12 protein-coding genes are annotated in these 18,976 nt (G+C 35.0%); 3 read left to right on the top strand and 9 right to left on the bottom strand.

Features of this window, described 5'->3' with window-relative positions; translation table 11 throughout:
* Positions 1 to 47: 47 nt before the first annotated feature.
* The 5 genes from I7822_RS01030 to gutB form a co-directional block, all read right to left on the bottom strand.
* A complete protein-coding gene (locus I7822_RS01030) occupies positions 48 to 953 on the bottom strand; it encodes a fumarylacetoacetate hydrolase family protein (RefSeq protein ID WP_207974945.1) in 906 nt (301 codons plus the stop codon).
* A 30-nt stretch (positions 954 to 983) separates the two neighbouring features.
* Positions 984 to 2,615 carry a glycoside hydrolase family 43 protein gene (locus tag I7822_RS01035; protein ID WP_207974946.1) on the bottom strand — a complete coding sequence of 544 codons (1,632 nt, stop codon included), beginning with the start codon at positions 2,613 to 2,615 and terminating at the stop codon, positions 984 to 986.
* A gap of 322 nt (positions 2,616 to 2,937) precedes the next feature.
* Positions 2,938 to 4,443, bottom strand: a complete 1,506-nt coding sequence (locus tag I7822_RS01040; protein WP_207974947.1) for an alpha-glucosidase/alpha-galactosidase — start codon at positions 4,441 to 4,443, stop codon at positions 2,938 to 2,940.
* A 219-nt stretch (positions 4,444 to 4,662) separates the two neighbouring features.
* On the bottom strand, positions 4,663 to 5,556 hold the full coding sequence (locus I7822_RS01045) for an AraC family transcriptional regulator (protein ID WP_207974948.1): 894 nt from the start codon (positions 5,554 to 5,556) through the stop codon (positions 4,663 to 4,665).
* Positions 5,557 to 5,607: 51 nt separating this feature from the next.
* Entirely contained in the window at positions 5,608 to 6,711 is a 1,104-nt protein-coding gene (gene gutB, locus I7822_RS01050) for a sorbitol/xylitol/iditol dehydrogenase GutB (RefSeq protein ID WP_243459189.1), read from the bottom strand.
* Positions 6,712 to 7,078: 367 nt separating this feature from the next.
* Here gutB and I7822_RS29690 point away from each other — a divergent pair, with 367 nt between their 5' ends.
* Both I7822_RS29690 and I7822_RS01100 read left to right on the top strand, forming a co-directional pair.
* Positions 7,079 to 12,301 (top strand): LysM peptidoglycan-binding domain-containing protein, encoded by a 5,223-nt coding sequence (locus I7822_RS29690; protein ID WP_243459190.1) that lies wholly within the window; start codon positions 7,079 to 7,081, stop codon positions 12,299 to 12,301.
* Between the two features lie 208 nt (positions 12,302 to 12,509).
* Positions 12,510 to 13,523 (top strand): DUF3231 family protein, encoded by a 1,014-nt coding sequence (locus I7822_RS01100; RefSeq protein WP_207974949.1) that lies wholly within the window; start codon positions 12,510 to 12,512, stop codon positions 13,521 to 13,523.
* Between the two features lie 127 nt (positions 13,524 to 13,650).
* Here I7822_RS01100 and I7822_RS01105 read toward each other — a convergent pair whose 3' ends face one another.
* Together I7822_RS01105 and I7822_RS01110 are read right to left on the bottom strand one after the other, a co-directional pair.
* Positions 13,651 to 14,481, bottom strand: coding sequence for a sugar phosphate isomerase/epimerase family protein (locus I7822_RS01105; protein ID WP_207974950.1), 831 nt, complete (start codon positions 14,479 to 14,481; stop codon positions 13,651 to 13,653).
* 100 nt (positions 14,482 to 14,581) lie between these two features.
* Positions 14,582 to 15,655 carry a Gfo/Idh/MocA family protein gene (locus tag I7822_RS01110; protein ID WP_207974951.1) on the bottom strand — a complete coding sequence of 358 codons (1,074 nt, stop codon included), beginning with the start codon at positions 15,653 to 15,655 and terminating at the stop codon, positions 14,582 to 14,584.
* A 231-nt stretch (positions 15,656 to 15,886) separates the two neighbouring features.
* Here I7822_RS01110 and I7822_RS01115 point away from each other — a divergent pair, with 231 nt between their 5' ends.
* Positions 15,887 to 16,771: an AraC family transcriptional regulator gene (locus tag I7822_RS01115; RefSeq protein WP_207974952.1), complete on the top strand. Its 885-nt coding sequence runs from the start codon at positions 15,887 to 15,889 to the stop codon at positions 16,769 to 16,771.
* Between the two features lie 423 nt (positions 16,772 to 17,194).
* On the opposite strand, the gene I7822_RS01120 is transcribed toward I7822_RS01115, so the two are convergent.
* Together I7822_RS01120 and I7822_RS01125 are read right to left on the bottom strand one after the other, a co-directional pair.
* Positions 17,195 to 17,947, bottom strand: coding sequence for a sugar phosphate isomerase/epimerase family protein (locus tag I7822_RS01120; RefSeq protein ID WP_207974953.1), 753 nt, complete (start codon positions 17,945 to 17,947; stop codon positions 17,195 to 17,197).
* A gap of 95 nt (positions 17,948 to 18,042) precedes the next feature.
* Positions 18,043 to 18,822, bottom strand: a complete 780-nt coding sequence (locus tag I7822_RS01125) for a DUF3891 family protein (RefSeq protein ID WP_207974954.1) — start codon at positions 18,820 to 18,822, stop codon at positions 18,043 to 18,045.
* Positions 18,823 to 18,976: the final 154 nt, after the last annotated feature.

Here is an 18,976-nt window from a genome sequence, read left to right on the forward strand (position 1 = left end):
CAATTACAGGCTTTGTAAATTTACTAATATTAATATTAATCGTTTTCTTACAAGCTTGGAAGTGTTTGAGAAATCTGTTTCTTCACCGTGTTCTCCAATACACCAATACCCCCTATTTCGATTTCAATTCGATCATTATGATCCAATGTAAATTCATTCGGAGGTACAATACATGTGCCTGTTAGTAACACTGTACCATCAAATATTTCGTTATCTTTTAATAAATAGGAAACTAGCTCTGTATAGCTACGTTTTAATTGCTCTGTATTTGCAGTACCTTCAAATACTTTTTCTTCATTTCGGAATATTCTACATGTAATATCAAAGTTATATGGATCTTCTACCGTTTCTGCTAGTCGAATCGAAGGACCAATCGAACATGAATTTTTCCATACTTTTGCTTGTGGTAAATACAACGGATTTTCCCCTTCAATATCCCGACAGCTCATATCGTTTCCAATTGTATAACCAATGACTTTCCCTATCTTATTAATAACCAACCCTAGCTCTGGCTCAGGAATTTGCCAATTTGAGTCACTTCGTAAATAAACTTCACCTCTAGGTGCAACAGTCCGAGCACTTGTTGATTTGAAAAAGATTTCAGGACGTGCCGCATTGTATACCTTGTCATAGAATGTTTCTTCTTTTTTCTCATACCCTTGAGATGCCTCGTAATTTCTTGCAAGCTTGCTATTTTCATAGGTTACGCCCGCTGCCCATACTTCAGGGGCATCGACTGGTATTAACAAATCTAATTCATTTAACGTCATTTCCAATGGAAGAGAATTTTCGATTACTTCTTCAATAAGAAACAATGGTGTTTTTCCCTTATCTTCTGCCTCCCTAACTAAAGATAAAAAATCTGACTGAGGTAGGACATATATTTTACTTTCAATGGTCAACACCGCTAAAACGCTTTCATTTAATTCGTTTCTATACCGTATAATATTCATTTTAAATTCCTCCAGCTATTTAATATGATATTACAAATATCGAATAACCTGATCTGAATTAGTTCCAATTACATTTTCCTCATCTAGGAGCTCTTTATAAATAAAGTATTCAAAATCAGCATGCTTTTTTGCACCGCTTAAATCTTGAACACACAATCCGATAAATGTTCCTGTAAAGCGTATGTAATCACCGTATTCGTCTGATAAATGACAAATATCGATTAAAGGACCAATCTTGTTCCATTTATCATTTTGCGAATAGGTATAATAAAATTGCAAGTTCTCCCTTTCGATAACAGCTTTTAACTTACAAGTTTTTCCTTCCTGTAGAGGGACATCTTTTTCTAACAATTCATCATATTGCCCATTCTTTGTTTGGATGATGTTCAAACACTTACCTAGCTCCTCATTATTGGATATCCGTAAATATACATAATCATTTGTGTCATAATAAACAACTAGCCCTGCCATATGTTGAAAATGTTCTGGATTGAAATCAATTGCTGTTTCAACTTCACAATTAAAACTTTGTTGCCTTCTTGCTACTAAACTTTGTTTATGCGTGGATGATAGCGATTCCATTCCTTTTAATCTTAAAAAGCCTGATCGTTCTGTTAAAGATATCCATGAAGGATCTGTTGGAATTCGTAATGTACTCCAATTAAGCTGTAGAGACTCGGATTGAAAGTCATCTTTTATCAAAACTGGATCAAATGGATGTGACTCAATTTTAGGTGCCTCAACATGTAAGGACGGTGTATTTCCTTCACCATCGATTCTCAGCCAACTATCTTCAGTCCAATAACAGCGTTGGATCGCTGTTTCTCTTCCTAAATTACAGTAGTTATCCTTCAATGGTCGACCACAAAGATGTGCTAAATACCACTCATCAGTGTGTGTTTGAACAAGACTACCATGTCCCGCCTTCTGTAAGGATAGTTCTGGATGGTTAGCAGATGTTAGAATTGGATTTGACGGATCAACTTCAAAAGGCCCAAAAAGCGATTTAGATCTAGCCATTGTAACAGCATGGTTATATTCTGTACCACCTTCTGCTGTCATCAAATAGTAATAACCATTTCGTTTATAAAGATGTGGCCCTTCAGTAAGCTTAAGGTCTGTTCCTTTAAAGATATTTATTACTGGTCCAACTAGTTTTGCTTCTTCTAACGAGTATTCTTGAATTACAATGCCTGCAAACGAGTTTTTTCCTTTTCGACCATCCCAAAGCATGTTTACTAACCACTTTTTTCCATCGTCATCATGAAACAGTGAAGGATCGAATCCACTGCTATTTAGATAGATTGGTTCAGACCACGGCCCCATAATATCTTGTGCTGTCACTAAATAGTTATGTGTATCTTTGTATGCTCCTTTTCTACTTTTCACATCTGTATAAATCAAATAAAAGATTCCCTCTGAATAGGTCAAACATGGTGCCCAAACTCCCCCGGAATCAATATTACCTTCCATATTCACCTGTGATTTACGTGTTAAAGCATGTGTTAATAATCTCCAGTTTACTAGATCTTTAGAATGGTGAATTTGTACCCCAGGGAACCATTCAAAAGTAGATGTTGCAATATAATAATCATCCTCCACCCTTAAAATTGAAGGATCCGGGTTAAAACCACGTAAAATTGGATTTGTAATCTTTCTCATCTTTGCCTCCTCAATTCTACCATACTAGTATGGCTATGATGGTGTAATGATAGGATGAATTTGCATCCATCCCTTAAAATTAGTCTTAACTATACTTGATAATCTTCTTCAGTTTTTTAAATAAACTGATAATTTAACTTTACCATAAAACCCATATTTAACATAGATTCAAATTCTAGTTTTCCATTATTTTTTCTGCTAAAATCCATCTATACCACTGAATTTTGAATTAAATAAGTTAACCTTAAAGATTATTACTTACAACGAAATCAACCTACTAAATCTTATCGATTTAATAGGTTGATTTATCTAAACTACGTTATTATTTTACAGCAGAGGGACGTTCCTTCGCTTTATCCGATTCCCCAGCATTTTTAGATGATTCGTCTCGATTTTGAGCCATTTCTTCAACTGTTTTCACTTTTAAACGTGCTGCACCTTCGTAATTTTTTGTAGGTAATAGATTTCCGGAAGCTAATCGTTTCTTCGCTTCAGCTATTGCTTCTTTATACTGTGGCAACCATCGCTCTTGTGCGACAAGCATTTCGTCAGTCATTTGCCATATTTCCTTTGGATTACAAACTGCCCCAACCAATGGGTCCATCATCATTGCTTGTCGAAGTAGGAAATCATCGCCATTAATCGCTGCTTCAACAGCTAATCTTTGTACTGAAATACTCACATTACAAACAGCAGCACAGCCTAATGGAAGATTTCCTACATGTGGCATGCTTATCCCATTACGATCAACATATCCAGGTGCTTCTATGATAGCATCGTCTGGTAAATTTGAAATCACACCATTGTTTACTACGTTGAAGTGACCTCTGTAAACACGGCCTGTTTCAAGGGCTTCAATAATATATGAACCATGCTCTTCCCCTCGGTTTTCTTGTTTATATTCCATTGCTGGTTCTGTTAACCAATTAGGAAAGTCTGTTTCAAACCAATTTCTTCCCTCTGTACATACGCGTAAATAACCGCCAGTTTCTCCATTAATCCATGTACCTAAATCAATCCATTCATTGATTTCTTCTGCACGCTTACGATACCATGGAACATATTCACTTAAATGGCCATTTGATTCTGTTGAATAGAAACCAAAACGTCTGAGCATATCGATACGGACCTTTTCTGTCTTACTAAACTCAGGATGATTCTCGAATGCTTCTAATATTTCCCCTGTCATATCCTCACCATTGTGCTTCACACTTATATACCATGTTTGGTGATTGATACCTGCACAGATGATGTCTACTTCTTCCTTTTTCAATCCAAGTGCATTTGCAATTTGTCTATGACCACCTTGTACCCCGTGGCAAAGACCAATTGTTCGTACACCACCATAAGTATTACAAGCCCACGTTAACATAGCCATTGGGTTCGCATAGTTAAGCAATAAACAATTTTTTTCAGCTACTTCACGGATATCTTTACAGATTTCCATCATCTCAGCAATACCCCGTTGACCGTACATGATTCCTCCAGCACAAAGCGTATCACCAACACATTGATCAATACCATACTTTAACGGAATATCTACATCGGTTTGAAATGCCTCAAGCCCGCCAATTCTCACGACAGAAAAGATGTATCTGGCATCTCTTAATGCTTCTCTTCGATTTGTTGTTGAAAATATCTTAATATCTAAACCATTCTCGTCTATATCACGCTGACAAAGCTGAGTAACCATATCAAGATTTTGTGAATTAATATCTGTAAAAGCAACTTCTATTTGATTAAATTCCGAAACCGCTAATAGATCTCGTAATAAACCTCTAGTAAAACCAATGCTTCCTGCGCCAATAAATGCGATTTTAAATGACATTGACAGTTCTCCTTTTCTCAGTTCAGTATTAAAAAACCTATGATTATTTTATCAACTATGACTTGAATACGTTTTCAATTTTATAACTTTATGATGTAAAAAATCTTAACCTTTTTTTAATTCTAGGGTTATTTGCTTTTCGTTATAAGATCACACTTTAGGTATACTTTTTTGATCATACCAAAAAGCAACGGCCATCAAACCGTTGCTAATTTCTTACTAACTGCTATATTTAACGATGTTTTTAAGTACAGATTTTCTAAACTCAAGTGGTGTTTTATTTGTATACTTTTTAAAAAGAAGACTAAAGTATTGTCTGCTATTGATACCTACATAATGTGAGATTTCGATTATAGGTATATCTGTATCAGTTAAAAGCATTTTTGCCTTTTCCATTCGATGAGAAGTCAAATATTCCATAATCGAACAGTCCATTTGATTTTTAAAAATACGGTGAAGATATCCAGGATGTAAATTTACTGCTTTACCAACATCTTTTATTTGTATATCACAGTCGTAGTTTTGATGGAGGAATTCAATCGCCTTCTTCACATAGATATTCGCCTGATGAAACTCACAATCTTTCTCTTTTTCTTCAACAACCATTCTAGCTATTTGAATAAGTAATTGAGCCAAAAGAATCTGAACCAACATTTCGTTTTCCGAGCCTTTTTTATCCATCTCTAATACCAGATTTTTAAGTGTATGATAGATTTCATTTGGATCCTTTAACACAATATATGAGTAACTTAATGCTAATAATTGAGTCAGGCTTTTATTTTCCGCTACTAACTCTTTAAACGCCGGAAAACTCCCCTGTTTTTGCACGAAGGAAAACTCTATATTTAACATTCTGCATGGAACGCTTTTCTCTACTGTTAATCGATGGGGCACATTTGCATCTAATAAAATAAAATCTCCCTTTTTCATTGAAATCCTTTTATCTTCTGTCTCAACCGTACATTTCCCATCGATTACATACATGATTTCTACTTCCTTATGTGAATGAAAAGGCATTTGATGACTTTGCCATTGTTTAAAATAATAGGCATTTACCTTTGGGTGGAATTGACCTGCTATCAATTCATCTTGATAAAGACTAAAATTGTTCATAGCCCCCCCCTTAAGTCATACGTTATGTTTTAGATTCATTCATTACAAAGCTTATTCTTCAATCATTCCATTTGGATAAACCATTACCTTTAAACTGGCTTTTTTATTAAGTCTTGCTCGTTCCATCGCTTCCTTCGTTTCTTCTAACATAAAGCGATCAGTAATTAAGCTTATTAATTCAGTATTCTGCGCATTCAAAAATTCAATTCCTTGAGGATATGTATTTGAGTATCGGAAAATTCCGAAAATATCTAATTCATTATCTGCAATAAGAGGAACATTTAGACCTATTTCATCTTGTGGAGGTAGACCAATGATTGCCATTTTTCCCCCACGTTTGACAGCTTTCAACGCAGATTGTAACGCTTTTGGGTTTCCGGCTGTTTCAAATGCAACATCGACACCTTTTCCATCAGTTATCTTTAGTATTTCTTCATTTGGATCTTGTTCTAATACATTAATCACATGGGTTGCTCCAAGTTTTTTAGCTGCTTCTAAACGATTATTTTCCAAATCAGTAACAATAATATTTGCAGCACCAAACGCTTTAACTGCTGCAATTGCAGTTAATCCTACCGGCCCCATCCCCATAATTGCAACAGTTGAACCTGGTTTAAGATTTGAACGCTTTGCTGCATGAATTCCAACAGAAAAAGGCTCAACAAGTGCTGCCTCCTCAAATGATAGATCATCAGGAATAGGAAATAAAAAATCTTCACGATGCTTTATGTATTGTACAAATGCACCATCAACAGGTGGTGTTGCCAAAAACTGAACGTCTGGACAAAGATTATATCTTCCCTCTTTACAGTATTCACAACGACCGCATGTAATACCTGGTTCAATTGCAACACGATCTCCAACTTTTACGTTCGTAACATTTTCACCAACCTTTGCAACAATACCTGCACATTCATGTCCTAAAATAATTGGTTTTTCAACGACATAACGGCCAATCTTGCCGTGTTCATAATAATGAATATCTGACCCACAAACACCTACAGCCATGACTTTCACTAACACCTCATCACCTTGAACCTGTGGTACTGCGATTTCTTGTATTTCGATATCAAAAGGTTTATTCATTACTGCAGCTTTCATAATAGTAGGAACCTCTATTACTCCAGCTATTTTTACATTTGATTTTGTCGTCATTTTTACTTCCTCCAATTATTTTATTAAAAACCTACACTGATAACGTTTACATAATTGTTCAGTCTAAACTTTCCCTTAGGTCTGAAACGGTCCCAATTTTGTCTACTTTATTAAAGAATACCACCATCCTTAATTAAAGTAAAAGATAGATTACTAGTTTTAACCCAAAAATCTCTTTCCACTTTTTTATAAAAATAAGATGATCGTTACAGTCAACTTTTCTTGTCAAGGCACCAACTCTTTAAAGTAAACACTTTGACTCCATTACGTTTTTTTCAATTTATAAAAATTAATTTTCACAATTTGCATGAAGAATTCTACATATAGAGACACTACAAAGAACAGTTTAAATGTAGAGGTGTTATTAATGGAAATTAGTAGGTATGAATTAAAACGTGATTTGAATAATTATTACACACTTGTCATTTATCTTGATCCTCTGTTGACTGAATTTTCAACAGAATTAGGAGAAGCTCAACTAAAAAAAGATGATTTCAATAAACATTTTCGAACTTTAATCAAAGAGAGATTTCCGTATGTTCCTATTAAAGCTGCGAAGGTAATGGCTGGATCTTTACTTATTACGACTTTATATTTAACAGGATCAGCAACGAGTGCAGAAGCAAGTAGTTCCACCCAGCTCACACAAGGAAATCAATTTGATGTGTACACCGTACAATCTGGTGATAGCTTATTTCTTATTGCAAAACGATTTAATGTGTCAACTGCCTCTCTTAAATCGTTAAATCATTTAGCATCAGACTCTATTTTTATTGGCCAAAAGTTAAATCTACCTTTCTTCACCTATACTGTTGTTTCAGGTGATAGCCTTTCTGTTATCGCCAAACGTTTTAATACGACGACTGAGGCAATAGGAGCATTTAATCAACTTACAAGTTATACAATTAACATTGGACAAAAGCTTAAAATCCCAATAGATACTAATCAAATTCAAGAAACACCTGATGCCCCTCCAATAGTTGAAAATAATAATAATAATAATAATAGTACGTACACGGTTATTTCCGGTGATTCTTTGTCACTAATTGCCAAAAAACTCAATACAACTGTCGATACTATTCGGACTTTAAATCTTTTAACGTCTGATATGATATATGTTGGCCAAATATTGAAAGTTCCGCAAAATCAACTGCTTGATCCAACAGAAGAAGCACCACCAACAACTGTTAAAGAGCCAGAACTAGAACTAGCTCCTGAGACACAAAAAACAGATGCTCCAACTACATATACGGTTATTTCAGGGGATTCATTATCATTAATAGCGAAAAAGTTTTCTACGACTGTCGCTGCCATTCAGGATCAAAACAACTTAACAACAACCGTTATCTTTGTCGGACAAATGTTAACCATTCCAAAAGCAGCGGTAGAAAGCGAGGCTACAACAGAACCAATTAAAGAAATAACAACAACTTATACCGTTATCGCTGGGGATTCTTTATCTGTTATCGCAAAACGCTTAAACACAACAGTAAACGCTATTAAGACAACCAATGGTTTAACAACAGACCTTATCTTTGTTGGTCAAACACTCAAAATACCTACAGTTGATACTGCACCTGTGAAACCTGCAGATAATTTGGCTCCTTCTATTCCTGTTTTAACTACAGCTAGTCAGATTACTAGTTCAAACTATGCACGTTTGAATATATCAGGAGCAACAGAAGCCAATGCAAATGTAAAAGTTTCCATTTCAGACGGTAAGAATGAACCTAATACATTCGAGATAAAAGCTGATGCAAATGGAAAGTTCCAAAAGGTTGTAGATGTATCGATGTTACAGGATGGATCTGTTACCATTACAGCTTCGGCAACAGATGCTGCAGGAAATCAAAGTTCAGAATCTCAATTAATTGTAAAAAAAGATACTGTTTCAACAGCTCCTACCATCTCGTATACAACGATTAATCAGTCATCATCTGGAGCTCACCCTATTATAGGTACAGCAGATCCTGGCTCTATCGTGACAATCATGATATCTGACGGAGAAAATTTAGAGATTACAACTCAAAGCATAGCAAATGAACGTGGAGAATTCCGAGCCATTGTAGATTTAACTCCTTTAAATGATGGGGAAATTTTCATTACTGCCAAGGCAATAGATTCTGCTGAAAATGAAAGTCAAGCATCGAAAATTTCTGTTATTAAGGATGCTTCTATTAATCGACCAACAATGGAACTACCTTCTACAGTAAATAGTGATTCTGTTGGAAATGTAGCCATCAAAGGAAAAAGTGAAGAAAATGCTTCCATTATGATAAAAGCTACAGATGGAGTTTCTGTGGTTGAAGCTAGTGTGACAAGCACTAAAGAAGGTGACTATCAAGCAAATTTGGATTTAACTTCACTTAATGATGGGAAAATTACGATTACTGCTACCGCTATTGACCGATTTGGTAACAAAAGCGAGAAAAATATAGGAATAATTGCTAAGGACACATTTGCAACTGAACCTATAATCGATACTAAAAAACACGTTACAAATGTAAATGCACACGAATACACAATTTTTGGCGTTGCTGAGCCTGACGCTACAATCAAAATTATTGTAACTGATGAAAATAACTCTAAAATTAATACTATTGTAACAGCTAATGAAAATGGTGAATTTCAAGCAAATGTTGATTTACGTTCACTTAGTGACGGTCAACTAATAATAACTGCTCAAGGAATAGATTTGTCTGGTAATCGTAGTGTTACCCTAGTTAAAAAGCTGTTAAAAGACACTGATATTCCCCTAGTCCCTATATTTAATAATAATTTTTTTATTAATAGTGAAAATCAAAGCTCATACCTTCTTACGGGATCTGCAGAAGGAAATGCCCAAATCAATGTAATCATCTTTAATAACGATGGGCAGTCGATTCAAGTAGATGGAACTGCTGATGAGGGTGGGAGCTACCAAATTCCAATTGACCTCACCACATTTAATGATGGAGATGTAACATTCAAAATAACGCAAAATGATTTCGCAGGGAACATTAGTCCTTCCATCTCAAAAACAATAATAAAGGATACAATCGCTCCAACAAATCTAAAGGTTGATCTACTTAATACTATTTTTAGTGGTAATGCTAACTCCTATAAAGTTGGTGGCTCGGCTGAACCAAACATTACGCTTGAAATTACTCTTTCAGATGAGAAAACAAATGTAACAAAGTCTTTGACAACTAACCAAGATGGGTCTTTTGAAATACCATTAGATGTTAGTACATTAATGGATGGAATTATCACTGTTTCATTTTTGACAAGGGATGCAGCTGGAAATAGTGGTTCACCAGAGTCCATCACCATTAAGAAGGATACAACTGCACCTGCTGAAGCGATTGTAACAGTTCCACCCTATGTGAATTCACAAAATATGAAGCAATATAACATAACTGGCTCTAGTGTTGAAGAAGGTTCACTAATCAAAATGGTCGTAACAGATGGGACGACGGAGATAATAAAATCAGCGAAGGTAATAAATGGTAGTTTTAACACACAACTCGATTTAGCAAGTTTAAAAGATGGTCCAATAACCTTTGAAATCACTCAAACAGATCTTGCTGGAAACACAGGTATTGTTCAAGCATCTTCGATTGAAAAAGATACAGTTGTAGAAAATCCAATTGTTTCAAAAAGTGGTTTCAAATATGAAAACCTCCAGTCTATTTATACAATGATTGGAATAGCTGAGCCAAATGCAACAATTGATATAACGATTTATGATGCCAACGGGAATAAACTTTTAACAAAATCATCCTCTGCCGATTCTAAGGGGTATTATTCAACATTTTTTCAGCTAGATCTTGATGTGCTGAACACATCTGGTGAGATAACTGCATCAGTCTCTCAAACAGATTTAGCTGGAAACACAAGTGATATAACATCTGTAAACCTTTACACTTATCAAGTTGCAGCTGGCGATTCGCTATATTCGATTGCAAAACGTAATAACACAACAGTTGACGCTTTAATGTCTCTTAATCAATTAACAAGCGAAGCGATTCAACCTAATCAAAAATTACGCTTACCTATCTCAGCAAGTGAAGTGATTAACTTAGGATATATGTATTTTGGCAATACAAATGAATACATTAACATGGTAAATCAAACAGCAAATTCAGTAAATATCGTGTCTCCAAGTTACTTTGATATAAATTCTGATGGATCATTAAAGCTCACCTATCAAGTAGATCCTCATTTTATTGCTATGATGCACCAGCAAGGTAAACGAGTTGTACCATTTTTAAGTAACCATTGGGATCGTAATATTGGTCGTGCAATGCTGGAAAATAAAGAGCAAGCTGCACAGCAAATTGCTGATGCGATAGAGCACTACAATTTAGATGGTGTAAATGTTGACATTGAGAATGTAACAGAGTTAGATCGTGAAAACTATACAGAATTTGTTCGGTTATTAAGGGAAAAAATCCCAATGACTAAAGAAGTATCTGTTGCTGTTGCTGCGAATCCTAATGCATGGTCCTCGGGCTGGCATGGTTCCTATGATTATACGGAATTAGCCAAATATGCTGACTATTTAATGATTATGAGTTACGACGAAAGCTATACTGGCGGTGAGGCAGGTTCTGTAGCTAGTTATTCATGGGTAGAAAAATCTATTCAATATGCACTTGATCAAGGTGTGACAAGTGATAAGATTGTCGTAGGTGTTGCACATTTTGGTCGTTATTGGATTGAAGGAGTTTCATACGGAGGCTTTGGGATATCGAATTCTAAGGTTGAGGAAATGATTGAAAAATATAATGGATCGGTAACGTTTGATGAAATAAGTAAAACACCAAAAGCAACGATCACCATTAACGAAGGTGACCCTATTACATTTGTGAGTGGTAGCTCCCTTTCTCCTGGTACGTATACAATTTGGTATGAAAATGAAGAATCTATTCGACATAAACTTTCATTAGTAAATCAGTATAATCTACGTGGAGTTGGTAACTGGAGTATAGGACAAGAAAATCCAGAGGTTTGGAAAAGTTATACGACCTCACTACCTACTACTGTTCCTGTCATCACGCCTGAATTTACAAATGTGGATAAAGACGAAGGAAAAGACTACAGACTTTACACTGTAGTTTCAGGTGATAGTTTATGGGCAATTGCGAACAAAAATAATACGACAGTTACTATCCTTAGAGACATAAACAATTTAAATACAGATACTGTACTGATAGGACAAACTTTAAAAATACCTTATGATGAAAATATTGCAACAGTAGCTGAACCAGAGACCTCAACTATGTCTTATACAGTTGTTTCTGGTGACTCACTATCGGTTATAGCTATGCGTTTTAACACAACTGTTACGTCAATTAAAGAACAAAACAACTTAATATCGGATTCTATTTATGTAGGACAGGTTTTAAATATAAGCACTACCACTACCTCGACAGAAATTGTGACTCCACTAAAGGATCCTGAAATAACAACCTATACAGTAGTCTCTGGTGACTCATTATCAGTTATTGCTAACCGATTTAACACTACTGTTACGTTAATTAAGGAAACAAATAATTTAACATCTGACACGATTTATGTAGGGCAAACTTTAAAAATCACTCATTAGTAACTAATCTGTATTTTTCAAAGTAGAGAGCATATCGAGTAGGCGTCGTCATTTATGTCACGTCTCTTACAAAACCGTACTTCGTATAAAGTCCTTTCACTGAACGCTTATAGTGGTACTGTTCATCATAATTAGAATTCTTGTATAAAAATACCTTCTGAATCGCAAAATAGAAGGAAATGCCACTGTTTCGGGAGGACTTTTCAAAATGCAAGATAAATCAGAGGTACGATTAACAGCAGCTGAAATGTCAACACTTTGGTCGCAATATATAAATGACTCTGCTTCAGTTTGTGTATTAAGCCATTTTTTAGAAAAAGTTGAAGATGATGAAGTTCACCCAATTATTGAGTTCGCCTTAAATACATCAAAAAGGAATTTATCACTATTAAATGAACTATTCCAAAAAGAAGATTTTCCAGTACCCATTGGTTTTATCGAAGAAGATATAAATCCTAAAGCACCTAAGCTGTTTTCAGATACATTTGTCTTAATGTATTTAAGAAATATGGCTGTGTTAGGTTTAGCAGCAAGCAGTTTATCGCTTGGAATTGTTACTCGAGAAGATATATTTACCTTTCATAACGATGTGTTAAATTCATCTGTTAAACTACAATATCTATCACGTGAATTAATGCTAATACAAGGGACATATGTAAGACCTCCATTTGTTTCCACTCCTGATAAAGTAGATTTTGTTGAAAACCAACAATTTTTAGGAGGTATCCTTGGCAAAAAAAGACCATTAACTACTGTAGAAATTACCCACTTGTTTATAAATGTCCAAACCAACGCTATTGGTAAGACGCTAATTTTAGGATTCGCTCAAGTAGCTCAAAAAAAAGAAGTGATACAATATCTTCTTAGGGGAAAACAACTAGCTCAAAAGCATGAAGACATTTTTAGTGACATCTTAAAAAAGGCCGACTTACCCGCACCTATGTCTTGGGATTCTGCAGTAACTGATAGTACTACACCAATTTTTTCGGATAAATTAATTATTTTTCTTGTATCTGCTATGATTACTGCTGGAATAGGTAATTATGGAACAGCTATGGCTGCAAGTCCTAGAAAGGATATCGCCATTAAGTATGCTTCATTAATTCCGGAAATATCACTGTACGCTGAAGATGGTGCAGATATCATGATAAAAAATGGATGGTTGGAAGAGCCCCCTCAATCAGACGATCGAAAAAAGCTTGCAAAAAAAGAATATGAATAACAATGAATGATCTTAGATAACTTTTAGATAAATACAACACAAAAAAATCTCAACTTTAATATGCATTAGTTATAAAATAAAAAAGAAAATATCACAGTGGCACTTTTTCACCACTGCGATATTTTCATTACAATTCACTAAATACTTTATCAAAACCTAACTTTGACCTTCTAAAAAGCTCTTCAATTGGTTGTGTGGGCATACTCGGTGTAAGGACTTCTTGAGCTACTGGACCAGTATAACCAGTTTGTTTAATGCTTTGCAGAAATAAGGCTAAATCAATAACTCCTTCCCCTGTATATAAACGATCATTATCTTTTAGTTCAGCTGCAGGCAGATTGTAAGCATCGTTAATATGTACATGGACAATTTGATTTTCTTTTAATTTTACAAGATCCTGACTTGTTAATCCTGTTGTATACCAATGATATGAATCAAGCAAGAGACCAACATTAGACAACCCAATTGCATCTATTAACTCTAACGTTTCTTCTTGTGTCCAAATAAATGGATTTTTCCAGGTTTTTCTTAAATGATGTGGTCCAACATACTCTAAACCCAATCTTATCCCATACGCACTTAAAACATCTGAACAAATTCTTAATCGTTTTACTGCAAGACTCATCAGTCTTGCAGCTTTAAGGTCTGTTGAAGGCAAAATATACGTACAACAGCGTGTACACCCTAGTTCTGCAGCTGCTTTGGCTGTAGCCGTAAGATCTGATAATCCTTCAGAGAAGATTTCAGTTGATTGACGCCATTCAACTGGAAGCCCAATTGAACCTATTTCAATCTCATTTTTTTGTAAGATATCCTTCGCTCTATCCACACCATATTCATCGATGAAATTTTTTGCATCAAGATCAACAGAATGAAAACCAAATTCCGCTGCTAATTCAATAAACCGTTTATCATCTGCTATTTGCCCTAAACCCGCTTTTGTTATACCCCTTAACATGTTCCTAAACACCCTTTCGTTAGTAAATAACCTTAAATTAAAATCCGTCTTTCAAATTAAGAGGAAACGGTACCCTATTTTGGATACCGAAACGAAAAAATTAAATATTCCAATCTAACACAACTTCACGACCAGTAATAGAAGATTCATAGATTGCATCAAGGATAAGGTTATTAGTTAATCCTGACATTGCAGATGTGATCGGTTGTTTTCCTTCACGAATACATTCAATAAAATGTCTACTTAATTGGGCACGATCATCTTGTTCACCTTCAGGTGGTGTAAGATCAATATCAATAGCACGGTCAAATTGTTCTGTTAAGATTTTTGCATGATTACCGCTTAGTGATGCACCACCCTCTGATCCCATTAAGTGAATAAATGGTTCATTACTTGTATCCATATGAACGGCCCAGCTTACTTCAAGTGATAATGTAGAACCATCCTCCATTTTAATTAAGGCAGTTGCCAAGTCCTCAACATCATATTGGCCATTCCAATTTGGTGTTCCCCAAGAACCAATACCTTTTTTCTTCGGACCGAATTCAGCATATGTTGAGCCGTAAACCGATACTGGTTTCGGATTTCCCATTAAATAAAGAGCTATATCTAGCATATGAACCCCGATATCAATTAATGGACCGCCACCAGCTTCAGACTTCTGTGTAAACCAGCTACCCCATCCAGGAATTCCTTTTCTACGAAACCAACCAGTCTTGGCATTATAAATTTTACCTAATGATCCCTTTTCAACTTGTTCTTTTATTTGTTGAAATTGCCACTGCCATCTCATTTGATGACCTACCATGACAACTTTACCAGTTTCACGTTGTGCTCTTACGATATCCTTTGCAGCTTCACTATTAATTCCCATTGGCTTTTCAACAAGTACATGCTTCCCTGCCTTTAACGCTTGAATAGCTAATGGGGCATGCCACTTGTTTGGTACACCAATAATGATTGCATCTATTTGTGGATCATGGATCAATTCCTCTGCACTATTGAACACTGTGTTTATTCCATATTCCTCTGCTCGCTTTTCTGCTAGTGGTAAATAAACATCAGTAATGCCTTGAAGGATGACCTCATCCGATAGTTTTCCAAAAGTATTTAAGTGAACACTACCAATTGCGCCTGCACCAATCATCCCTAATCTTATTTTATTCGTTTCCATTTATATTCCTCCTTGTTATGTTTAATCTATGATATCCATACTTATAATAGTGATAGACTTTTTTGTATCCATCATCTTTGCAACTAAAACACCAATTTGAAAACAATCAAATCCCTTTTATATAAAGAGAATATTATAACGCTTACATTTATGATAAGATAAATAGAGGAAAAAAGCTGATCAATTTTTCATCTATTTATCTCATTTTTTCTGTAAAGGAGGACTGAAGCTTTGACAATATTCCCTATGTATCTATCTTCATATCCTAATATGGATACATCATTCCCGTTTCACCTTTCTATTAATGAAATCAAGTCCACTTTTCCTTCTCATCGCCATGATTATCTTGAATTTTCGTTGGTTATTGAAGGACACGGATTTGAAATTATCAATGGAAAGAAACATAAAATGGAACCTGGAACATTTACATTCATCCTCCCATATCAAATACATGAGATTGTGGCTGAGAGGGAAACACACTTATTACTTGTAAACTGTATTTTTGATCTTGGTCTCATCCACGATCTTGGTCTTCATAATCTATTAACTGATTCAGGAGAATTTGAACTTGAACCATATCTAAAACTAAATGAGGAGCATTTTTTAAAAATGAAACAGCATTTATATGAAATGCTTGACGAATACAGGAGTAATAAATCATATAAAGAAGTTGTTTTAAAAGCAAAAATGGCTGAGGTATTAGTTTTATTTGAACGAAATCGTCGGGTGAATCACTCGTCTGCTTTTATCAAAAAACGAGCAACAAAAAAAGGCATCATATGGGACATTATTCAATACATCCATCTTCATTATGATGAGGATATAACCTTATCTAAAATAGCAAAACAATTTCATGTCAGTATCCCGTACTTTAGCGAATTATTTAAAGAACATGTGGGACTTAATTTCGTTCATTTCATACATGAGGTACGAATTCGACATGCTTGTAGTCTATTAACATCCACGACAATTCCTGTCACAGAAATTGCTTTGGAAGTCGGATATCGATCCTTTCAAACCTTTTCTCGTGTATTTAGGGAACAAAAGAAGGTAACACCAACAGCTTATCGTAAAATACATAACAGACAGGAAATAAAATCGGATCTGAACATATGAACAAAAGCGCAAGCGCCTTGATCAGCGACGTATAAAAAAGAGCACTCCGTATCTAGCTGCGGCTCCTAGCTCTTCAAGTCATAAGCCAATCAGCTGCCTGAGGAGAAAACCACTCCCCATCATCTGCTCGTCTTATGCTTGTCAGAGCTGAACAGTCGCCTCCGCTTTTAAATGTATGAGATAAAGGAAACACGAAGAGCGTAAGCGATTCGATGTTGACTTATCGTGTAAGAAGTTTGAAGTTCACTTGGCGCTAGGCGCAGGAGCTGGATGTCAAAGCGCTTATCCACAGTACAAGAAATTTATAATTTCTTAATAAAATAAAGGGTCTGCCCCCTTACCGAATATTTAGCATTTTCTTAATGAATAGCTACATACATTGGTATTGTTCGAGGGGACAGTCCCTTGTCATTCTTTTTATTCTTATCCGATTTTAGGTAATGTAGTTTTTAAATAGTTGATACTTATTTCAATACTTTCGAAAGGAGAACGGTTACATTTATCTTGTTCGACAACATACCATTGGATTTGTGTTTCCTTACTCTTTTTAAGAACACCCTCAATATTTACTCCACCTGTTCCTAATTCAGCAAAGGTTCTATCGCTATCTGTTGTCATATCTTTCAAATGAATTAGTGGCATACGTCCAGTGTATTTTTCCATCCATTCTAATGGATCTTCACCAGCAAGAGTTAACCAGTATACATCCAATTCAGCTTTAACATACTCTGGATTTGTTTCAGCAAAAAGTTGTTCAAGATGAGAAACACTATCACCTTTTTCAAGTTCAAAATCATGATTATGATAACTTAATGAAATCCCTTCCTGCTGACTTCTTTTTCCAATCTCGTTTAAGCTTTTAGCTAATTGTGAATAATCTCCACGTCTATCTTCTACTAAGTATGGACAAACAATATTTTTGCAGTTGATAGCTTTTAAATATTCTAATTCAGCATCTAAATTTTCTTCCATTCTTTCTAGTGGAACGTGACTGCTAACTGCTTTAAGGCCTAGTCTATCAAGAGTTGCCTTTAAATCTTCCGCTTCTTTTCCCCAATATCCTGCTAATTCAACACCATTAAAACCTAATCCAGCTACTCTTTCTAATGTTCCATAAAAATCTTTTTCACATTCTGCATGTAGAGTGTATAATTGTACAGCAATCGAATTGTTCATTTATGTACTTCCTTCCTCATTAAAAGTAGTTTCATAGTAATCATACCAAAAAAATCCTAGATTCTCATTATTTTAATTGAAAACGTTTTATTATTCTATTTCAAAGCTAATTTTGATATAATTTTAACGGTTCTATTTTCAATTGGTGAATGTTGAAATGCTTTTAGAATCCCCAACTTTTTAACAAGATCTTTAGTAACGTGTCTTAAAGGAATAGAAAGCTTAAACTCTTCAGTAAAAGGAAATGGGTTTACCATTATTTCCTTTTCACTCTTCCACACAGCATGAAAAGTAAATTCTTTAAAGAACGAAAATGGTTGAGTAAGACCATTTTTAAACCAATTATGCACTTTGTCACCATTTGCTCCAGGTTCCTGCATACATACAAAAAGTGAGATATTGTCACAAAATTTTAGCAAGTTATAGTGAAAAACTAGATTTTTATCAGTCTCATAGAGGTTTAACGCATTTAAAAGACGCTTTTGTCTTGAAAGCTCCTTATTTACAAATAAGATAATTCTTTTATCATTTGTTAACTCATTAAAAAATTGAGTATAGTGAATACTACAAAGTAAAGCTGCGTATAGATTTTCCTCTTCAATCTCATCGATTCCTTTTTTATAAAAATTCAGCTTTAAGGAGATCGGAAAATCGACAAAGGTAAAAGGTACTTGTGCTTCATCGTTCCATAAAGGTGACTCATCAACATCGATCCATGCACGATCATGCTGAGCTATTGCATATAAAACCGAATCTCTTTTATCAATTCCAAGAAATTGTTCCTGTTTCCAGTGTTGTGCAAAACCTTCTGATAATAATGCATGCTCATGTTGTTCAGTCATGACAAATGAAGTTTTGTCCTCATAAACGATCATCGTATCCCCTCACCTTGATTTCTTAATAGAAATACTATTTACTAGATCATTCAATATAGATGAAAAAATCCCTTTATATATTTAATGTGTGTTTTAACTTACCAATGATAAAATTTAATGACGAATATTTAGTTATAGATGGATTGTAGTTACT

The sequence above is a fragment of the Metabacillus bambusae genome, assembly GCF_017497975.1.
In the GTDB taxonomy this organism is placed as follows: Bacteria; Bacillota; Bacilli; order Bacillales; family Bacillaceae; genus Metabacillus; species Metabacillus bambusae.

Coding starts and splice junctions, on each gene's coding strand:
- gutB (WP_243459189.1), bottom strand. CDS start 6,711: ATGACGACAAAATCAAATGTAAAAATAGCTGGAGTAATAGAGGTTCCT.
- I7822_RS01040 (WP_207974947.1), bottom strand. CDS start 4,443: ATGTCATTTAAAATCGCATTTATTGGCGCAGGAAGCATTGGTTTTACT.
- I7822_RS29690 (WP_243459190.1), top strand. CDS start 7,079: ATGGAAATTAGTAGGTATGAATTAAAACGTGATTTGAATAATTATTAC.
- I7822_RS01035 (WP_207974946.1), bottom strand. CDS start 2,615: ATGAGAAAGATTACAAATCCAATTTTACGTGGTTTTAACCCGGATCCT.
- I7822_RS01105 (WP_207974950.1), bottom strand. CDS start 14,481: ATGTTAAGGGGTATAACAAAAGCGGGTTTAGGGCAAATAGCAGATGAT.
- I7822_RS01110 (WP_207974951.1), bottom strand. CDS start 15,655: ATGGAAACGAATAAAATAAGATTAGGGATGATTGGTGCAGGCGCAATT.
- I7822_RS01120 (WP_207974953.1), bottom strand. CDS start 17,947: ATGAACAATTCGATTGCTGTACAATTATACACTCTACATGCAGAATGT.
- I7822_RS01030 (WP_207974945.1), bottom strand. CDS start 953: ATGAATATTATACGGTATAGAAACGAATTAAATGAAAGCGTTTTAGCG.
- I7822_RS01045 (WP_207974948.1), bottom strand. CDS start 5,556: ATGAACAATTTTAGTCTTTATCAAGATGAATTGATAGCAGGTCAATTC.
- I7822_RS01125 (WP_207974954.1), bottom strand. CDS start 18,822: ATGATCGTTTATGAGGACAAAACTTCATTTGTCATGACTGAACAACAT.
- I7822_RS01100 (WP_207974949.1), top strand. CDS start 12,510: ATGCAAGATAAATCAGAGGTACGATTAACAGCAGCTGAAATGTCAACA.